Source organism: Alpinimonas psychrophila (assembly GCF_014137865.1).
GTDB classification, from domain to species: Bacteria; Actinomycetota; Actinomycetes; order Actinomycetales; family Microbacteriaceae; genus Alpinimonas; species Alpinimonas psychrophila.
Map to the genome: position 1 here is coordinate 17,018 of NZ_JACGWU010000002.1, position 18,024 is coordinate 35,041.

An 18,024-nucleotide genomic window follows, 5' to 3' on the forward strand; every position below is an offset into this window, starting at 1 on the left:
TCACAAGGCTCGGTAACACGCGTCACGGAATCGCCACACCCACGTTCGAGGAGGTAGTTTTTTGGTTATGGAAGTATCGCGCCTGGGGCGCATCCCGATTCTTGATGTTTCGCCTCACCTCAGCGAGGCCGGCTGGGACGCCAAAGCATTCGTGGGGGAAGTTGTGCCCTTCGAGGCCACAAGTTTTCTGGAAGGCCACAATGCCCTCGGGGTTGCCCTGCACCTCAAAGCTCCGGACGGGAGCTCGACACGTTACCCCATGGCCGAAATTGCCCCCGGAACCGACCGATGGGGGTGCCAGTCGCAGCTCAGCGTCACGGGCCTGCATACGTTCACCATCGAGGCCTACTCGGACGATTACGCCACGTGGCTTCACGACGCTGAGGTGAAGATTCCCCTAGGGCTCGACGTCGAATTGATGTTTTTGATCGGATCCGAGCTTTTTGTGCGTGCTTCCAAAGAAGCCTCGCGCACAGCCGTCTCCCGCAAGAAACTAGCCACGGTGGCAAAGAAACTGGCAGACGCGACGCTGGCGACACCGGTCAGACTGGCCCACGCGAGTTCCCCCGAGCTTGAGCGCGAGTTCGTCATTGCTCCCATTTCCAGCGCCGAAACTTTCACCCCGAAATTCGCCCTGCGCGTTGAACGTCGTCTCGCAGCCGTCGGGAACTGGTACGAGTTCTTCCCCCGCTCCGAGGGTGCCGTCCAGGCTGCCGATGGATCGTGGACCTCGGGCACCTTCCGCACCTCCGCCAAACGGCTTCCCGCCGTGGCCAAAATGGGTTTCACCGTGTTGTATGTGCCCCCGATTCACCCCATCGGCGTTACCGGACGCAAGGGCCCCAATAACACCCTCACCCCCGGGCCTCATGATCCTGGTTCTCCTTGGGCGATTGGCTCTGCTGCTGGCGGTCACGACGCCATCCACCCTGAGCTGGGAACCCTTGCCGATTTCGCCTATTTTGTGAAGAAAGCGCGCGCGCTGGGAATCGAGTTGGCGCTCGATCTCGCGTTGCAGGCCTCCCCCGATCACCCGTGGGTGACCGAGCATCCTGAATTTTTTACGACCCTTCCGGACGGCACGATTGCCTTTGCCGAGAACCCCCCCAAGAAGTATCAAGATATTTATCCCGTCAACTTTGACAATGACCCGGAGGCCGTCCAGGCCGAGGTTTTGCGCATTGTTCGACACTGGATCGCCGCGGGTGTCAACATTTTCCGCGTGGATAACCCCCACACCAAGCCCGTCAATTTTTGGGAATGGCTGATCGCAACGGTTAACAAGGAATTCCCGGATGTCATTTTTCTCGCCGAGGCTTTCACCCGGCCCGCGATGATGCAGACCCTCGCCAAAGCCGGTTTTCAGCAGTCCTACACGTACTTCACGTGGCGCAACACGGCGGGAGAACTCGCGGAGTTCTTGACGTCGCTAGCGACCGAGACTGCCGACTTCCTGCGTCCAAATTTATTCGTCACGACCCCCGATATTTTGCCCACCTACCTGCAATTTGGGGGGCGTCCGGCCGCCAAGGTTCGTGCCGCCCTCGCCGCCACGGTAAGCCCTACGTGGGGAATCTACTCCGGGTTTGAGCTCGGGGAATGCGTAGCACGCGCCGGTGCCGAAGAACACATCGACAGCGAAAAGTTTGAATTCCGCCCCCGCGACTGGGCGGCAGCAGAGAAATCCGGCACCTCACTCTCGGGTTATCTGCAGATGCTCAACGAAATTCGGGCTGCACACCCGGCCTTGGGGCAACTCCGTAATCTGTGCCTGCACCGCAGCGAAAACGACGCGATTTTGGTGTACAGCAAGCACCTAGCGGCCGAGTTCACCCCCACGGGTGAAAGCGATACCCTCATCGTGGTTGTCAATACCGACCCCCACGCGGCACACGAGACGAGAATCCATCTGGATCTGAGCAAGCTCGGGCTGGCGCACGGTGATGACTTTGAGGTCACCGATCTCATCACAGGTGCTACCTGGCAGTGGGGCGCGCAAAATTATGTGCGCCTCGACCCGTTCATCGAACCCGTGCACATTCTGCACGTCACAGGAGTGACCCGTGGTTAAGAAGAAAGTTCCCGCCACCCCAGAAACCTCGACCGCACAGGTTCCCACCCCGGATGACGGTCTTCTTGGCTGGATCGCGCAGGGATCGCATTACAACCCGCACACTGTTCTGGGGCAACACCTGCTGCCCGGGCACCCAAGCGATGAGACGCGCATCACCGTGATTCGGGCGCGTCGCCCCCTGGCCCTTGCTGTCACGGCTGTTCTCCCCGGCGGGCAACGAATCGAGCTCGCCCACATCGGGCACGGCATCTGGCAGGGCTCTCATAGCTTGGGCCTCAGCGACTACGTGCTGGATACAACCTATCCGGATGGCCAAAAATGGGTGGCCGATGACCCCTACCGCTTTGCCCCCACCGTGGGAGAGCTTGATTTGCACCTCATTCGAGAGGGCCGCCATGAACGCCTCTGGGACGTTCTCGGAGCGCGCTTCCTCGCTCATGCAGGGGTCTCGGGCTCTGTTGATGGCACCGCGTTCGCGGTGTGGGCGCCAAATGCCTCAGCGGTCCGCGTTGTGGGCGACTTCAACGGCTGGAACGGTGACTCTCATGCCCTCCGCAGTCTCGGCGCGAGTGGAGTCTGGGAGATTTTTGTACCGGATGTTCACCCCGGCATGATCTACAAGTTTGAAATCCTGACCCACGCCGGCGCCTGGGTAACACGTGCCGACCCCATGGCACGTCAGACGCAGTGTCCCCCCGAAACGGGGTCCATCGTGGGGCATTCGACCTACGCGTGGACAGATCAGAACTGGCTGACGGCTCGCGCGCTAAACCAAGCACACACCGCGCCCATGAGCATTTACGAGCTTCACGTCGGCTCCTGGCGCCCAGGGCTTTCCTACCGCGATCACGCCGACCAGCTGATCGGACACGTGAACGAGCTGGGGTTTACTCACGTCGAATTCATGCCGTTGGCAGAGCATCCCTACGGACCATCCTGGGGCTATCAAGTCACCGGTTATTACGCACCAACCGCACGATTTGGCAACCCCGACGACCTCAAGTATCTGATCGACCGCCTGCATAACGCAGGAATCGGCGTCATTCTCGATTGGGTTCCCGGCCACTTCCCCAAGGATGAATGGGCCTTGGCCCGCTTCGATGGCCAACCCCTCTACGAGCACGCGGACCCTCGCCGCGGCGAGCACCCCGACTGGGGAACCTACATCTTCGACTTCGGTCGCAACGAGGTGCGCAACTTTTTGGTCGCTAACGCGCTGTACTGGATCGAAGAGTTCCATATCGATGGTTTGCGCGTAGACGCCGTGGCCAGCATGCTGTACCTGGACTACAGTCGCGAAGTCGGCGAGTGGATCCCGAACCAATATGGCGGGCGCGAAAATCTCGAGGCCATCAGCTTCTTGCAAGAAGTGAACGCCACGGTCTACAAAACGCACCCTGGCGTCATCATGGCGGCCGAAGAATCCACAAGCTGGGGTGGCGTAACGGCCTCCACCGAGAGCGGGGGCTTGGGATTTGGCTTCAAGTGGAACATGGGCTGGATGCACGACAGCCTCGAGTACATCCACGTCGATCCAATGTATCGATCCTGGCATCACCACGACATTACCTTCTCGCTGCAGTATGCCTTCAGCGAGAACTTCATCCTGCCCATCAGTCACGACGAGGTCGTGCACGGAAAAGGATCACTCTTAGCCAAAATGCCCGGCGACCACTGGCAACAACTCGCTAACGTGCGCGCGTATCTCGCGTACATGTGGGGTCACCCCGGCAAGAAGCTCTTGTTCATGGGCCAGGAGTTCGGCCAGCCCTCCGAATGGAGCCAAGAACGCGGGCTCGACTGGTGGATTCTCGATCAGCCGGCTCACCAGGGGTTGCAGCGCATGGTCTCGCACCTGAACCGCCTCTACCGCGCCAACCCAACACTGTGGGAACGCGACAGTGACGCCGGTGGTTTTCAATGGATCGATGGGGCCGACAACGGTCGCAACGTCGTCTCGTTTGTGCGGTACGACGACGATGGAAACGCGCTAGCAGTGGTCGCAAACTTCGCTGGCCAGCCCCACAATGACTTTGTGTTGGGCCTGCCCCACGCCGGCGAATGGGTCGAGGCGTTCAACTCCGACGCGGCCGAATTCGGCGGCTCCGGAGTGGGAAACTTTGGCAGCGTTCAGGCGTACGACGAGTCCTGGAACGACCTGCCCGCCTCTGCGCGAGTGACTCTCCCACCGCTCGGGGTCCTGTTCCTCACCCGTGCAACTCGCTAGGGGTGAGCTAAAAAAGCAGATTCGTGAGGCGCGAGCGCGCCTTGCCAACCCGAGGATCGTCAAGACCCACGACGTCGAAGAGCTCCAACATGCGCGCGCGCACGACATTCTTGCCTTCGGGGTCCAGGGAGGGGAACAGTGTGAGGAGACGATCAAAGGCATCCTCGATATGGCCGCCAGAAATGTCTAAGTCGACGACGTCCAGTTGGGCGTCAAGGTTTGTGGGATCGGCGGAGGCTGCACCCCGAACCGTGGCGATTGTCTTGCCCTGCAACCGGTCGAGCAAACTGACCTGAGCGAGTCCCGCGCGCGCCATGTCGTCATTAGGGTTCTGTTTCAGCGCCGAGATATACGCCGTGATGGCGCTCGTGTAGTCGCCGCGTTCGACGGCGTCATAGGCCTCCTGGTGCAACGGAGGCAAAGGGGGCATGGGCGGCGGAACGGGCTTCCCGTCGGCGTCGAGTTCCGGAGCGACCCCGCCGTCTGCCGGAAGAGCGATGCCGGTTACCCCGTTTTGCTCGGCAACCGTCAAGATTTGGTCGAAGACGTCGCGGAGTTCCTTTTCTGGGATCGCTCCCGAAAAAAGCTGAAGGGGGCGACCCGAAACGACGGCGGCCACGGTGGGGATTGAGGTGGCAGTAAAGGCCTGAACCAGTTGCGGGTTTGCCTCGGCATCCACGCGAACGAAAACAATGCGACCGGCACGTTCCAGAACGAGACGCTCGAGGAGCGCGGTGGCTTCGGCCAGAGCCGGTTGTCCCGGGCTCGAGAGCTCCACGATGACCGGTACTTGAGCTGAAAGGTCCAGGATGGCCGTGAAGTTGGCATCCGTGCCGTCAAGAATCAAAGCCGGTACGGGAACAGAAGCACCGGGCGCTGCCCCATCGTTCGGGCGCTCCCCCGGGGCGAGTGGAGCAGCGGCGGCCGGCTTATTGACCAACGAGGAAAGGTCGAGAGCGCCACGAAGATTGGGAATGGGGGGGGTCATCGACATGGTTTTACAGGCCCTTTGCGGCAATGAGTCCTTGGCTAAAGCCGAGGAGGCGAATTTTGTCAGTACTTCCCAGCGGGGGCACATAGAACGCAAGCTGAATTCCATACGTGGATTCAATGCCCGTCGTCGAAGAGGCAATTCCTGCCAAAACCTTCGTTTGTCCCTCGGCATTGACAGTCGCACCGGTCTCCGTCGGACGAATAGTCTCAATCTCGTTCAGGTTCACCAAGACAATGGCGCCGGAATCATTGGTGGCGAGACTAATGGATTCCCCCGAACCAATCTGCTGCGTAAATTCGAGACTGGCCTTATCTCCTACCGCGGCACGCTTGGCGTCCTTGTATGGAAGACCAATTTGTGTTCGAAGACTGTCGGTGGCACCGTCGAAAAGCCCCGCATAGGGACTCGCGTCGCCCTTCAAAAGGATGTCACCGTACGCCAAAGCCACCTGATTTGGCTGAAGAAGAAGCAGCTTGGAGTCGGGCGACACAATGGCGCTCCCGGTCGTTGCCGGAGCAACCTCGGGGACTTGGGCATTGGGCTCTAACGTCACGGAGTACTCAACGCGGTAGTTCTCGCGCGGCGATTCCTGAACGAGAACGAGACCCGTGGTGGGCACCGTGGGATCCACCGGATCCTGAATCACCGTCATGACGTAGCGAGGCCACGTACTAGTGGCTTGCGGCATTAAGAACGTGACCGGCGACGCGGGAATGCTGGGGAGGGCAGCAACGTTGCCGTCGGCACTGCGCATTGCGTAATTCGCGGAACGAATGTTGAGGGCCGGACCAACGAGGCGCGTGGCGGCCGTGGTCGTATCGAGACTCTTGTCGGCTGCGGCAATGGTCTCGGAAATGCTCGCCAAAATACGGGTCAGTTGCGACTCCGAGACATCGGGAAGCGGAACTTCTTGACCGAGGGCAACCGAGGCCGTGGGAGTCGCGGTCACGTCGCCGCGCCCCGTTTGAAACCCGCTGGCACAGGAAGAAAGGCCCAACGCTAACGTGAGGCCGACGGGAATAGCGATCCGGACAGCGCGGTTTTCTAACGCACGTCGCCCCTTGGCTGGGGGTAATATTTTCGGTGCCGCGGTGCGACCGATCCGGCGCCTGTTGGACGGCTTTGGGGCCTTCGGCATTCTCGTGATGCGCCCGCGACGCTTTGGTCCGTGCCTGTTTTTCATCTGCATAAGTGCCCAGATGAGCAAGAATAAGCCGGCGAGTAACAAGATTCCACCGATCACGATGAATCCTGTAGCAAAGGGTGTCTGGTTTGGAATGGGCCACGACAAGCGCACCTCCGCGGGAGCATCAGCCACACCATCCGAAGCGATGATGACCGACATACTTTCGTCCGCGTTGATCGGCAAACTGACATTCATCTTGCCGACGCGCTCCCCCAGCCAGAGGTCAGATCCAGCAGGGTTAACAATGGTGTTGACGATAGGCGTGGTGGTAATCGACTCCGCGGGCACGCCCGAACTGGCCTGGTCCGTAGCAGTAACATTTACCGTGCTCACAACCCGTTGACTCCCCAGTTCCTGGGTTTTTGGGTTGTAGGTGATGGCGTCATAGTCCGAACCTTCGAGCCACGCCAACACGTCGGCCGTGCGACCGTAGCCGATAAATCCGACTTCGGCCCCTCCCGCCGTGACCGTTTGAAGACCGGGGTGGCTCTTGAGCACATCGCCGTTGATGACCGTGTAAAGCGTGGGGGGTTCAACAGTCGTCGAGAGCGCAGCGTACTCAGGCCCGGAGAAGAAAACCTTCTGGGTCAGGCCGGTGCCAAGAAAAACGGCGGCCAGCACAAACACACCTATTGCAGCGATGAAACGCACGAGTTGACTCCTTTACCGAGCCGCGGGATTTCCGGTTTGCGGCTTTGGCGACACGTTAAGACTCTTCAAGATACCGGATGCGACTGGGCGAAACCTGCGCGTTCTCTTATGGAGAAACCAAAAAGGCACTCCCCCGGCATCGTTTCAGCCGTTAGACTGCCTAGGTTGCTGGGGTGCTAACGGAGGAAAGACGTGTTACAGAACGATTCAGAATTCACTCGAGTACTTCGAGGCTATGACGTCACAGAAGTTGATAAGACGATCCACAAGTTGCGTCGCGAACTGCTCGCCATGAAAACAGACTATGACGAGCAAGTGACGTCAATCAACGCTCTGACCAGCGAACTGGAGAGTGTCCAAAGCACGGCCGAACAACTTGGCCGGCCGACCTTCAGCGGTCTCGGGGCTCGCCTGGCTTCCACGCTGTCAATCGCCGAAGAGCACGCTGCGCGCCTTGTGGCGCGTGCCGAGGCCGACGCTCACAACATTCTTCTCGCCGCCAATCGTGACGCCGAACAGGTCCGCGGTGAAGGCAATCGCGATGCCCGCCTGATTCGCGAAGCCGCCGATACCGCCGCCGAAGAGCGACTGAGCGACGCTCAGAACCGCGCGCGCCTTCTCCATGACGAAGCAGAGCACGACGCCGAGGCCCTTCGCCGTGACGCCGAGGACGCCGCCCGCGAGATTCGAGGCGCCAGCGCCACTGAAATTGCCAACACTCGCACGACCGCCAAGCGCGAACTCGAGCAACAACTCGCTGAAAATGAGCGCCAGCTGGCGGAAGCACGCCTTGTTTTGGTTGCCAAACGTCCCGAAGACGTCGATGTGAACGAAGAATTGATGACCATCCTCAAAATTGATGCCGAGCGCGCTGTCCGCATTGATGAAGCGGAAACGGAATTCTTGGCCCGCCATCAGGAGGCGGTCGCCCAAACTCAGAAGTACATCGACGAAGCTCAGGTTCAAGCCGCTGTCGCCCGCACGAGTGCGCTCGAACGTGAACGGGCGGCTTTGGAGCTGGAGCAAGAAGCAATTACCCTTGCCCACACCGTGAGGGAAGAAGCCGCCGAGCGCGTTGCGAAGCTCACCGCCGAGGCCGAAGCGCGCGCCGCGCACCTCATCGCGGATTCGGAAAGTCGCGCCGCTGCCGCCATCGCGGAAGCGGAAGCCACCGTTGCGGACCTGCGTGTCGAGCGCGAAGCCGTTGCTCAGTACTTTGAGGGGCTACGGTTGGTCTTAGGCCAAGCAAGTGACGTCATGTCGGAGACTGGCGAAAACCCACACCTCAACTCCTAAGGGGCACCATCGTGCGCATCCAGAATGCCTTCCGCGCCGGACTCATCGGAACCCTCGGTGTCGGTGTCGGCATCCTCTTAATAACGGCAATCGGTTCCCTGGCGACGATTCTGACCTACATTGGTGCCGCGTTGTTCTTGGCCTTGGGCCTAGATCCAGCCGTTAAATGGCTCGTCGCCCGCAGATTCCCCCATTGGGCGGCCATTCTGACGGTCATCGTCGCCGTGCTTGCCGTGTGTGCGGGCCTCATTATGAGTGTCCTCCCAAACATCATTGATCAGACGGCAGCATTCGTGGCCACACTGCCGGCCATTATTCAGAGCCTGACGACTCAGGATTGGGTCGGCTACCTCAATACCCAATTCGGTGGTTTTGTGGACGTCCACGCGATCCTCGGCTCGCTGGCAGACTTTTTCAAGAACCCCTCCAATATCAGCTCGATTGCGGGCGGTGCTTTTGCGGTCGGAATCTCGATTGCGAACGGTGTGACGGGAACCATCGTCGTTGTCATCTTGACGCTATATTTCACCTCATCAATGGACTCGATTAAGAGCGTTGTGTACTCGCTGGTTCCCAAGTCGAAGCGCGAAACCTTCATTCGCATGAGTGAGGAAATTACCTCGGGCGTGGGCAAATATGTCGTTGGCCAAATTGCCTTGGCGCTCCTAAACGGTATTCTGACCTTTATTTTGCTGACCATTATCGGCGGCAAGGCGGCTCTTGTCTTCGCTTTCATCGCATTCTTATTGGCCCTGATCCCCCTCATCGGTACGGTGCTTGCGTCGACCATCATCATTCTGGGGCAGCTCATTCTTGCCTCCCCCGAAACGGCACTCGTGGCCTTGATTTACTACTTGGTGTACATGCAAATTGAGGCCTACGTCATCAGTCCGCGCATTATGAACAAGGCGGTCGCTGTGCCGGGTTCCATTGTGGTGATTGCCGCCCTCGCCGGCGGAACGCTCCTTGGCATCCTTGGGGCCCTCGTGGCGATCCCAATTGCAGCCTCAGTGATTTTGATTGTCAAAGAGATTGTCATCCCCGCCCAAGAAGAGCACTAGGCGCTAGGGCCGTCCCATTCCTCGGGTAGCGGCAAAGCGCTGGGATTCACCACCGCAACGATCTCTGTGAGCACCCGCTTGGTCTGGCTCTCGCCGACCCACAAGTGTTTTCCGCCGGTCACCTCAACGATTTTGATGCTGGGAACGCTCGCAAATCTTTCGCGTGCTTCCGGTGGCTGCAGGTAGTCATCGAGCTCGGGGATGACGGCCACGAGGGAGCGGAAGTCTCCTGCCCACGCGGCAACCTCGTCGGCGGTGGCCCGGTGTAACGGCGGCGACAGCAAGATTGCCCCCCGAATGTCGTGCTCACGGCCATATTTGAGGGCGAGCTCCGTGCCAAAAGACCACCCGAGGAGCCACGGATTTGGTAGGCCACGTTCAGTGACGAACGCCATCGCGGCCGCGACATCTGCTCGCTCATCGTTGCCGTGACCAAATACTCCGTGACTCGTTCCGCGGGCACTCTTGGTGCCACGAGTATTGAAACGCAGCACAGCGACGTGAGCCAACGCGGGAAGACGCGCGGCCGCTTTCCGCAGGATATGGGAGTCCATGAATCCGCCTGCCGTGGGGAGGGGGTGAAGGGTCACGAGCGTCGCCACCGGCTCTCCCGTTACGGGCAGTGCCAGTTCGCCCACCAGAGTGAGGCCATCGCTGGTGTACAGCTCAACATCTTCTCTCCGGGCCGGCAGCATGACGCTGCCACGAATCTCTGTCGTCATGACGTTCCAATCTTCCAGCAATGATCGTGCCAGTGGCGGCGTGCGGCGAGATCAGCTTCATCGCCCAGAATTCCATCAGCACGCCACGCAACCACGTGCGCCACGCCTGAGGAGACGTGTAAGCCGCATCCAGGGCAGAGGTAAGACTTCGTAGCTTGCAGGGCTGAAATGCTCTGTACGGTCCATTCGTGGCCCCCACGAACTTCCGTGCGACGCAATCCGGAGCTCAAGCGGTCAAAATCGAGTGGCTCATGCTCGCCATCACGACGACGGGGGCGATTGTGTCGAGCCATGATCTCAAGCCTAGGCGACAGCTAATACCAGCCGCGGTCTTCTGAGTGGGCCCAGGCCCCACACGGCGAACCGTAACGACCCTCGATATAGCCCAGACCCCAGGTAATTTGCGTTGCCGGATTGGTCTGCCAGTCGGCGCCAGCGGACGCCATCTTCTCTCCTGGAAGCGCCTGAGGGATGCCGTAAGCACCGCTGCCGGTGTTGTGGGCGTAAACGTTCCAATGGGACTCTCGGTTCCACAAGGAAACGAGACAGTTGAACTGATCGGCGCCCCAACCGTGCGACGCAATTATTCCGAGGGCAATCGCCTGAGCGGAATCAGGGTCCGGGATTCCGGCGACAGGGGCGGAGGCCGCAGCAGCAACGGCAGGGGCAGGCTTGCCCGTGACGGAGTACGCATCCCGGGCCGAATTGTTGACATAACCACCGACCATGACGACACTCTGGGAATCCTCAGTGAATCGCGGGACAACTTGGTAATAGGGGGACGCGACCGCCCCCGAATAGGGATCGACAACGTTTACCAGCAGAACACCGACCGTGATGATAAAAGCCCCGAGGAAGAGTGGTCGTCCCCGATTTCCCAACTTCTTAGAGCTTGCTTTGGGGATCCGGGAGGAAGAAACCGCCGCTAGGGGCACCTCTGAACGCGCAACCATGTCGTTCGGTGCGCGCATTAATTCAGAATGTTTTCCCACGGTTTGACTATTTTAGCCCGAATCTAGAAATTATTGCCGGCAGGGAGTTCCTAATCCGTATCGACCGCAATTAATACATCAACGAGTCCGTCAAGAACGAGGTCGACCTGCGTCTCGTTATAGCCCCGGAACTTGGGCCTAAAGATGGCGGCACGAACCTGATCCACGGCAAACGGTTTACCCTCAACGAGCGCCGCGCTTGCCTTGTCGGCAAAGGCATCGACATCCAGCATCGAATACCCTCGTGACAGCAGGCTCACGCGGTTGAAGCGGTGTTTGGCAGGGCGCTCAAATCGCGCCAGGAGCACCTCTAGCCGGGCTTGGCCTGCTTCGACCCACGCTTGAGTTCCCGAGGTCACGATGGCGCGATTGCGTTCCCGGCGTGCAAACGCAAGTTCCAGACGTTCCAATGCCGCGTCCACGTGACGACAGGAGAAGCCGCCCTTTTGCATGGCAAAGGATGCTTGACGGATGTCGGAGGATGACAGCCTGTTGTGAGCGGTCGCCTCATCGTCATATGCGTTGCGCGCCAATGCGAGAAACGCTTCGACCTGAGAAACGTCATAGCCAAGGGAAGAGCGCCTGGCGCGCGGAAAAGTCGTAGTCACAGGGACATTATTGCAAACAAATTGCGGTGCAATGCTGGGTTGCCTATTGGGTAACGATCATGAAAACAACGTACGCCGCCAGCGAAGACGGCAGGATCGAATCCAACCGGTCGAGAAACCCCCCGTGCCCGGCCAGCCAACTGCTCATGTCCTTGATCCCAATTTTGCGTTTGAGATGCGATTCCCCCAAGTCGCCCAGCGTCGCCGTAGCCAAAATTACAAGCCCGAAGATGATGCCAAACCACCACGATTCCCCCAGCATGAAGATCGAAAGCAAAACCCCGACGACCATGGCGAAGACGGCCGCACCAGCGAATCCCTCCCACGTCTTTTTCGGGCTGATTTTGGGCGCCATGGGATGCTTCCCAAAATTGAGGCCGCTCACGTAGGCGCCGGTGTCGACGGAAATTACGATGAGGAGAAAAGCCAGCGCCCACCACTGACCATCAGGTTGGGCCACCAAGGCGACCACAAAGCATCCGAGCAGTGTGACATACCCCTGCACGAATGAGGCGGCGACAGTGTCGTGCGCGAATTGATAGCGCGTTGCCGGATGTCCACCGAACCGAGCCTCGATCAGTCGCCACAGTGCGGTCACACCAAGACCAGCGAGAATAACAGCTAAAGCAACAAGAATTCCACCGTAGTAAGCGGCAGGAATAGCGGCTAACGTCGTGACCACCGTGGGGGTTCGAGGAACGCGTCGCCCCATCTTGCGCAGGGCCGTTGATAGCTCGAAGGATGACATTCCTAAAAGAACGCCGGCGAACGGCATGAACATTTCCTTGATGAGCACCAGGCTCAAGACGAGAAGGACACCGAGCGTGACACCGATAACAACGGCCCAGATGATATTTCGTCCCGTGCGCTGCTGCAGACGTTCGTTTGCCTGATCAAACTGGAGGCGCTTGGCCTCCAGCTGACGCTCAAAATCGGCTCGTGTCGCCTTCATTTGCGCATGAAGCTCACCAGCAGGGTTGCGCCGGCTGGTGTCGTCAAGCGGGGGGATCTCGCGCATGAGGGTTAAATCTCTAGCAGTTCAACTTCTTTGCGCTTCAGAGCATCATCAACAGCATCGATGTGCGTCTTCGTCACGGCTTCAAGTTCTTTTTCGCCGCGGGCCAAATCGTCCTCGCCAATATCGCCCTTAAGCGAATCCAGGTCGTCTTTCGCCTTGCGACGGATATTGCGAATGGCAACTTTTGCGTCTTCTGCCTTGCCGCGAACAATCTTCACGAATTCTTTGCGGCGCTCTTGCGTGAGTTCAGGAAGCGTGACGCGAATAATGTTTCCGTCGTTGGTGGGGCTCGCACCAAGGTTGGGCATGTTGCGAATAGCGGCCTCAATGTCCCGAAGCGCGCTCTTATCGAACGGCGTCAAGATGAGAGTGCGTGCTTCAAGATTCTGCATCGAGGCAAGCTGTTGAAGCGGCGTCGGCGTTCCGTAATAGGTCACCATCACCTTTTGGAACAAGCTCGGGCTAGCGCGTCCCGTTCGCACGTTGGAAAAATCTTCCTTCGCAACATCGACGGCTTTATTCATGCGTTCGGCAGTATCGGCCAAAACTTCCGCAATCACGTGTAACTCCTTGGTTTTTTGGTGCAGTGAAGAAAGTCTAGTTTGTCACAAGGGTGCCAATTTCGGCGCCCAAGATGGCCTGTGTCACGTTGCCTGCAGGCTCCATGCCAAAAATTCGCATCGGCATTTTGTTATCCATGCAGAGGCTAAAGGCGGTCGAATCAACCACCTTGAGTCCCTTCTGTAGGGCCTCACCATAGGTCACGTGGTCGAGCTTGGTGGCCTGGGGGTTCGTTCGAGGATCATCCGTGTAGACGCCATCGACACCGTTCTTCGCCACCAGCACTTCATCGGCGTGAATCTCCAACGCCCGTTGAGCCGAGACTGTGTCGGTGGAAAAGAAAGGCAAGCCCGCGCCGGCACCAAAAATAACGATTCGACCCTTTTCAAGGTGGCGAATGGCGCGCAAAGGAAGGTAAGGTTCGGCCACTTGAGACATGGCAATGGCCGACTGAACCCGCGTAGCCGCACCGGCCTGCTCAAGGAAGTCTTGAAGCGCGAGAGCATTCATAACGGTGCCCAACATGCCCATGTAGTCGGCACGAGAGCGATCCATGCCCCGCTGAGAGAGTTCAGCGCCACGGAAGAAATTGCCGCCTCCGACAACAATCGCGATTTCTACTCGGTCAGCGGCCGCAGCAATTTCGCGCGCTATCCCGCTCACCACATCGGGGTTTACTCCCAGTGATCCCCCGCCAAACGCCTCACCCGACAGCTTAAGCAAAACCCTGCGGCGGCGATTTCCATCGGTCATGTGTGGAGTTCCTTTGTCAGCTTTATGTGTACTTCAAAACTAGTGGGTGCTGGGCACACAAAAAGAAGTCCGGATGCGCTTGTGTAGCGATCCGGACTTCTTCATGGGATAAAACTTAAGCGCCAACCTTGAAACGAGTGAACCCCGTTACGGTGATGCCGGCGTTGTCGAGAACTTGAGCAACCTTGAACTTGTTGTCACGCGAGTATTCCTGTTCCAGCAAAGCAATCTGCTTGATGAAGGCACTGATGCGACCCTCGACGATCTTGGACAGCTGCGCTTCGGGCTTGCCCTCGTTGCGGCTGATCTCCTCGACGATGTGACGTTCCTTCTCCACCTCAGCAGCGGGGACATCCTCGCGGCTCAAGTAGAGCGGGTCAGCAAACGAGATGTGCTGCGCGATTGCGCGAGCCGTCTCACCATCATCGCCGGTGTACCCGACCAAGACGCCAACCTGCGGGGGCAGGTCCTGGCTGGTCTTGTGCAGGTAGATAGCAAAGTGTTCTGCCGTAATCGACGTCAGGCGACGCAGTTCGATCTTCTCGCCCAAGATGGCGGCCTCATCGTTGATGAAGGTCTCCACGGTGGTGCCCTCGAGGGGAGCCGCAAGGCCCTCTTCGACGGAAGTCGCGCCGGCGGCAACAACCGCTGCGAGAACCTTGTCGGCGAGAGCGACGAACTTGTCACCCTTAGCGACGAAGTCAGTCTCGCAAGCGAGCTCAATAATCGTTGCGGTGTTGCCGTTCTCTGCAGCAGCAACGAGGCCTTCGCTCGTGGAGCGGTCGGCGCGCTTAGCGTTGCCCTTTGCTCCCTTGAGACGAAGAATCTCGATTGCCTTGTCCATGTCACCCTCGGCTTCGACCAAAGCGTTCTTGGTATCTACCATTCCGGTGCCAAGGCGTTCGCGCAGGGCTTTCAGGTCTTCCAGGCTGAAGTTAGCCATATGTCTAGCGCTCCTTTGTCAGGATGAAAAAAGGGAAAAGTTACTTGGCGGGCTTGGGAGCAGCAGCTTTGGGAGCAGCAGCTTTAGGGGCCGCCTTGGGGGCAGCTTCAGCAGCAACTTCTTCAGCAACAACGTCTTCAGCAACAACCTCAACGGCAGCTTCCGCTGCCGCCTCAACGATGGTTTCGACAGCAGCATCAGCCGCAACGGTCTCGGCAACAATTGCCTCAACAGCAGCCTCGTCGGCAACGGCTTCGACCTCAACGGTCTCGGCAGCAGACTCTGTGGCGGAAGCCTCAAGAAGCTCACGCTCCCACTCGGCCATAGGCTCAGCAGGCTCGCCCGACTCAGGCTTTGCGTGGCGCTGGATCAGGCCCTCGGCAGCAGCATCCGCAATGATGCGAGTGAGCAGTGCAACGGAACGGATCGCGTCATCGTTACCTGGGATGGGGTAGGTCATTTCGTCGGGGTCGCAGTTGGTGTCGAGGATGCCGATAACGGGGATCCCAAGCTTGCGAGCCTCGTCAATGGCGAGGTGCTCCTTCTTGGTGTCGACGATCCACAGAGCGCTCGGCGTCTTGGTCAGGTTGCGGATACCACCAAGGCTCTTGTGGAGCTTGACGAGTTCACGCTTCTTGATCAACATTTCTTTCTTCGTGAAACCGCTGTGTGCGGTGTCCGTGAAGTCGAGCTCTTCGAGCTCCTTCATGCGCTGGAGGCGCTTGCCAACCGTCTGGAAGTTGGTGAGAAGTCCACCCAACCAGCGCTGGTTGACGTAGGGCTGGCCTACGCGCGTTGCCTGCTCGGAGATGGACTCCTGAGCCTGCTTCTTGGTACCGACAAAGAGGATGGTTCCACCGTGGGCAACGGTCTCTTTGACGAAGTCATAGGCGTTGTCAATGTGAACCAACGACTGCTGAAGGTCAATGATGTGGATGCCGGAGCGCTCGGCAAGAATAAAGCGCTTAACCTTCGGGTTCCACCGACGAGTCTGGTGTCCGAAGTGAACGCCGCTGTCGAGCAGCTGGCGAATGGTGACGACGGCCATGGCCATCTCCTGTTCTTGACGCGAGCGCACAGCACTCACACGTCATTTGCGGTTATGTCGCAAGGACCGAAGGTCTCTTGCCCTAGTGCCCGGAGGAAAACCCGCGTAAATGCTTTCGCATCTTCGACCGATGGGATTTCACACGCTAGTAGGCACGCGAAGTCACCCCGATAAATCGGAGTGCATGACCAGTGTACGGCATGATGAGAGAGAAAAGATTTGGGGACATTACTGTGGCAACTTCCACCGTCGCGAACAGAGCATCCGTGGCACCGACCCGTCAGGGGCTCATTCTGATTGCGCTTGTCATGGGCGCGGGAGTGGCCAACATGAACTTGGCCGTCGCAAATGTCGGATTGCCGGACATCGGTCGTGACCTGAATGCCTCGCAGACTGGTCTTAACCTTGTTGCCGTCGGGTTCTCTTTGGGGCTGGCGGCATCCGTTCTCTATCTCGGCGCGCTCGGCGATCGTTATGGCCGCAAAATGATGTTGATCCTCGGGCTCGTTCTGGGTATTCCCGCGGCCTTCCTCTCAGCCCTTTCCCCCACGGTCGAGCTTCTGGCACTTTCGCGCCTGCTCGGTGGGCTCGCTGCGGGCATGGCCTATCCCACGACCTTGGCGCTGATTACGGCACTCTGGTCCGGCCCGGCGCGAACTCGTGCTATCGCATTATGGTCTGCTCTCGGTGCCGCCATGTCCTCAATGTCACCCCTCATTGCCGGGGCAATCTTGCTGAAGTTTGCTTGGGGTTGGTCCTTTCTCATCGCGGTGCCCTTTGCTGTGATTGCCATTGTTCTGGTGTGGCGTTATGTACCGAGCCACGTTAACGAAACGAAGGAGCGCGTCGATCACCTCGGCGGAGTCCTTTCGGCGATCTTCATTGGTGGGCTGGTTTTGGGTATCAACTACGTCAGCCTTCCCGGTCAACTTGATCGGGCAATTTTTTTGCTCTTGCTGAGCGCTGGAGCTGGCATCGCTTTCTTCATTCGCCAGAGGCTTGCCGGATCGCCCCTTTTCGATCTGCGCTACGCCGCCCGACCAACATTTTGGGTCTCAGCGGTGGCCGGCATCATTGTCTTCGGTTCCCTCATGGGGGCAATGTACATCGGGCAGCAGTTTCTGCAAAATGTTCTGGGCTACAACGCGCTTCAGGCTGGATCATCGATCGTTCCCTGCGCCGTTTTCATGGTCGCCGCCGCGCCTTTCTCGAGTCGTCTCATCGAACGATATGGCTCACGCGTGACACTGCTCATGGGTTTTGTGGCCTGCACACTGGGCTTTATGAGCATGTACTTTCTGTGGACAACGACAACGACTGTCGGCGTGGTCATTTTGAGTTATGCGCTCATTGGGTTGGGCGTTGGCATTGCGGGCACTCCGGCCTCTCATGCACTGACGGATTCCGTACCGGTCACCAAAGTGGGCATGGCATCGGGAACGGGGGATCTGCAACGCGATCTCGGCGGTTCGATTATGCAGTCCATGCTCGGGGCCATCCTGGGGGCCGGCTATGCCGGGGCGATCGCGACTTCTATTGCCAACGCTCCGGAGGCTGTGAAATCCGGTATCACGAGCGGCGTCGCTACGGGTCTTGCGAAGTCATTCGGAAGCGCGGAGGACCTCGCCAAGCAGTATCCCGATTACGCCAACGCCATCGTGGAAGCAGCAAAGACCTCCTTCCTCGAGGGCGCGGACTGGGCCTATGTGGCCGGGATCCTGACGATGCTTGTCGGAATTTTGCTCGTTTTCCTTTTCTTCCCTCGTCGAGAAAAAGAACGGGATCTTTACGCTCGCTACGCGGCAAGTGCGCAAGCCGAGCTGCTCTCCTCCACCACGGGTACCGAAGGCCGCGCATCCCCCACGTCATAATTTCACCACCTTTCACGCG

The 18,024-nt window shown here is 58.8% G+C and carries 16 protein-coding genes; 5 read left to right on the forward strand and 11 right to left on the reverse strand.

What is annotated here, in order from left to right:
• Positions 1–67: 67 nt before the first annotated feature.
• Together FB555_RS04680 and glgB are read left to right on the forward strand one after the other, a co-directional pair.
• Complete coding sequence (locus FB555_RS04680) at positions 68–2,071, forward strand: maltotransferase domain-containing protein (protein ID WP_182484318.1); 2,004 nt, start codon at positions 68–70, stop codon at positions 2,069–2,071.
• Positions 2,064–4,301, forward strand: a complete 2,238-nt coding sequence (gene glgB, locus FB555_RS04685; RefSeq protein ID WP_182484319.1) for a 1,4-alpha-glucan branching protein GlgB — start codon at positions 2,064–2,066, stop codon at positions 4,299–4,301. Before FB555_RS04680 ends, glgB begins: the two co-directional genes overlap by 8 nt.
• Positions 4,302–4,308: 7 nt before the next feature.
• Here the strand turns inward: glgB and FB555_RS04690 are convergent, their stop codons facing one another.
• Together FB555_RS04690 and FB555_RS04695 are read right to left on the reverse strand one after the other, a co-directional pair.
• Positions 4,309–5,295: a tetratricopeptide repeat protein gene (locus FB555_RS04690; RefSeq protein ID WP_182484320.1), complete on the reverse strand. Its 987-nt coding sequence runs from the start codon at positions 5,293–5,295 to the stop codon at positions 4,309–4,311.
• Positions 5,296–5,299: 4 nt separating this feature from the next.
• On the reverse strand, positions 5,300–7,132 hold the full coding sequence (locus FB555_RS04695) for a DUF8094 domain-containing protein (protein ID WP_182484321.1): 1,833 nt from the start codon (positions 7,130–7,132) through the stop codon (positions 5,300–5,302).
• A 192-nt stretch (positions 7,133–7,324) separates the two neighbouring features.
• Here FB555_RS04695 and FB555_RS04700 point away from each other — a divergent pair, with 192 nt between their 5' ends.
• Both FB555_RS04700 and FB555_RS04705 read left to right on the forward strand, forming a co-directional pair.
• Positions 7,325–8,428: a DivIVA domain-containing protein gene (locus FB555_RS04700; protein ID WP_182484322.1), complete on the forward strand. Its 1,104-nt coding sequence runs from the start codon at positions 7,325–7,327 to the stop codon at positions 8,426–8,428.
• 11 nt (positions 8,429–8,439) lie between these two features.
• Positions 8,440–9,489: an AI-2E family transporter gene (locus tag FB555_RS04705; RefSeq protein WP_182484323.1), complete on the forward strand. Its 1,050-nt coding sequence runs from the start codon at positions 8,440–8,442 to the stop codon at positions 9,487–9,489.
• Here FB555_RS04705 and FB555_RS04710 read toward each other — a convergent pair.
• The 9 genes from FB555_RS04710 to rpsB form a co-directional block, all read right to left on the reverse strand.
• A complete protein-coding gene (locus FB555_RS04710) occupies positions 9,486–10,211 on the reverse strand; it encodes an alpha/beta hydrolase (protein WP_182484324.1) in 726 nt (241 codons plus the stop codon). The genes FB555_RS04705 and FB555_RS04710 overlap by 4 nt on opposite strands.
• The gene (locus FB555_RS04715; protein ID WP_182484325.1) at positions 10,208–10,504 is read right to left on the reverse strand and encodes a hypothetical protein; all 297 of its coding nucleotides are present in this window, start codon (positions 10,502–10,504) and stop codon (positions 10,208–10,210) included. The genes FB555_RS04710 and FB555_RS04715 overlap by 4 nt, the downstream gene beginning before the upstream one ends.
• 21 nt (positions 10,505–10,525) lie before the next feature.
• On the reverse strand, positions 10,526–11,182 hold the full coding sequence (locus tag FB555_RS10935) for an aggregation-promoting factor C-terminal-like domain-containing protein (protein WP_246323599.1): 657 nt from the start codon (positions 11,180–11,182) through the stop codon (positions 10,526–10,528).
• A gap of 71 nt (positions 11,183–11,253) precedes the next feature.
• Entirely contained in the window at positions 11,254–11,811 is a 558-nt protein-coding gene (locus FB555_RS04725) for a DivIVA domain-containing protein (protein ID WP_182484326.1), read from the reverse strand.
• Between the two features lie 43 nt (positions 11,812–11,854).
• Positions 11,855–12,829 carry a phosphatidate cytidylyltransferase gene (locus FB555_RS04730; protein ID WP_246323600.1) on the reverse strand — a complete coding sequence of 325 codons (975 nt, stop codon included), beginning with the start codon at positions 12,827–12,829 and terminating at the stop codon, positions 11,855–11,857.
• 5 nt (positions 12,830–12,834) lie between these two features.
• Positions 12,835–13,389 carry a ribosome recycling factor gene (gene frr, locus FB555_RS04735; RefSeq protein WP_182484327.1) on the reverse strand — a complete coding sequence of 185 codons (555 nt, stop codon included), beginning with the start codon at positions 13,387–13,389 and terminating at the stop codon, positions 12,835–12,837.
• Between the two features lie 37 nt (positions 13,390–13,426).
• Complete coding sequence (gene pyrH, locus FB555_RS04740) at positions 13,427–14,143, reverse strand: UMP kinase (RefSeq protein WP_182484328.1); 717 nt, start codon at positions 14,141–14,143, stop codon at positions 13,427–13,429.
• A 115-nt stretch (positions 14,144–14,258) separates the two neighbouring features.
• Complete coding sequence (tsf, locus tag FB555_RS04745; RefSeq protein WP_182484329.1) at positions 14,259–15,086, reverse strand: translation elongation factor Ts; 828 nt, start codon at positions 15,084–15,086, stop codon at positions 14,259–14,261.
• A gap of 40 nt (positions 15,087–15,126) precedes the next feature.
• Positions 15,127–16,134 (reverse strand): 30S ribosomal protein S2, encoded by a 1,008-nt coding sequence (gene rpsB, locus FB555_RS04750; protein WP_182484330.1) that lies wholly within the window; start codon positions 16,132–16,134, stop codon positions 15,127–15,129.
• Positions 16,135–16,367: 233 nt separating this feature from the next.
• Here rpsB and FB555_RS04755 point away from each other — a divergent pair, with 233 nt between their 5' ends.
• Entirely contained in the window at positions 16,368–18,005 is a 1,638-nt protein-coding gene (locus tag FB555_RS04755; protein WP_343046406.1) for an MFS transporter, read from the forward strand.
• Positions 18,006–18,024: the final 19 nt, after the last annotated feature.

Coding starts and splice junctions, on each gene's coding strand:
- FB555_RS04715 (WP_182484325.1), bottom strand. CDS start 10,504: ATGGCTCGACACAATCGCCCCCGTCGTCGTGATGGCGAGCATGAGCCA.
- rpsB (WP_182484330.1), bottom strand. CDS start 16,134: ATGGCCGTCGTCACCATTCGCCAGCTGCTCGACAGCGGCGTTCACTTC.
- FB555_RS04730 (WP_246323600.1), bottom strand. CDS start 12,829: ATGCGCGAGATCCCCCCGCTTGACGACACCAGCCGGCGCAACCCTGCT.
- FB555_RS10935 (WP_246323599.1), bottom strand. CDS start 11,182: ATGCGCGCACCGAACGACATGGTTGCGCGTTCAGAGGTGCCCCTAGCG.
- pyrH (WP_182484328.1), bottom strand. CDS start 14,143: ATGACCGATGGAAATCGCCGCCGCAGGGTTTTGCTTAAGCTGTCGGGT.
- FB555_RS04710 (WP_182484324.1), bottom strand. CDS start 10,211: ATGACGACAGAGATTCGTGGCAGCGTCATGCTGCCGGCCCGGAGAGAA.
- tsf (WP_182484329.1), bottom strand. CDS start 15,086: ATGGCTAACTTCAGCCTGGAAGACCTGAAAGCCCTGCGCGAACGCCTT.
- FB555_RS04690 (WP_182484320.1), bottom strand. CDS start 5,295: ATGTCGATGACCCCCCCCATTCCCAATCTTCGTGGCGCTCTCGACCTT.
- FB555_RS04680 (WP_182484318.1), top strand. CDS start 68: ATGGAAGTATCGCGCCTGGGGCGCATCCCGATTCTTGATGTTTCGCCT.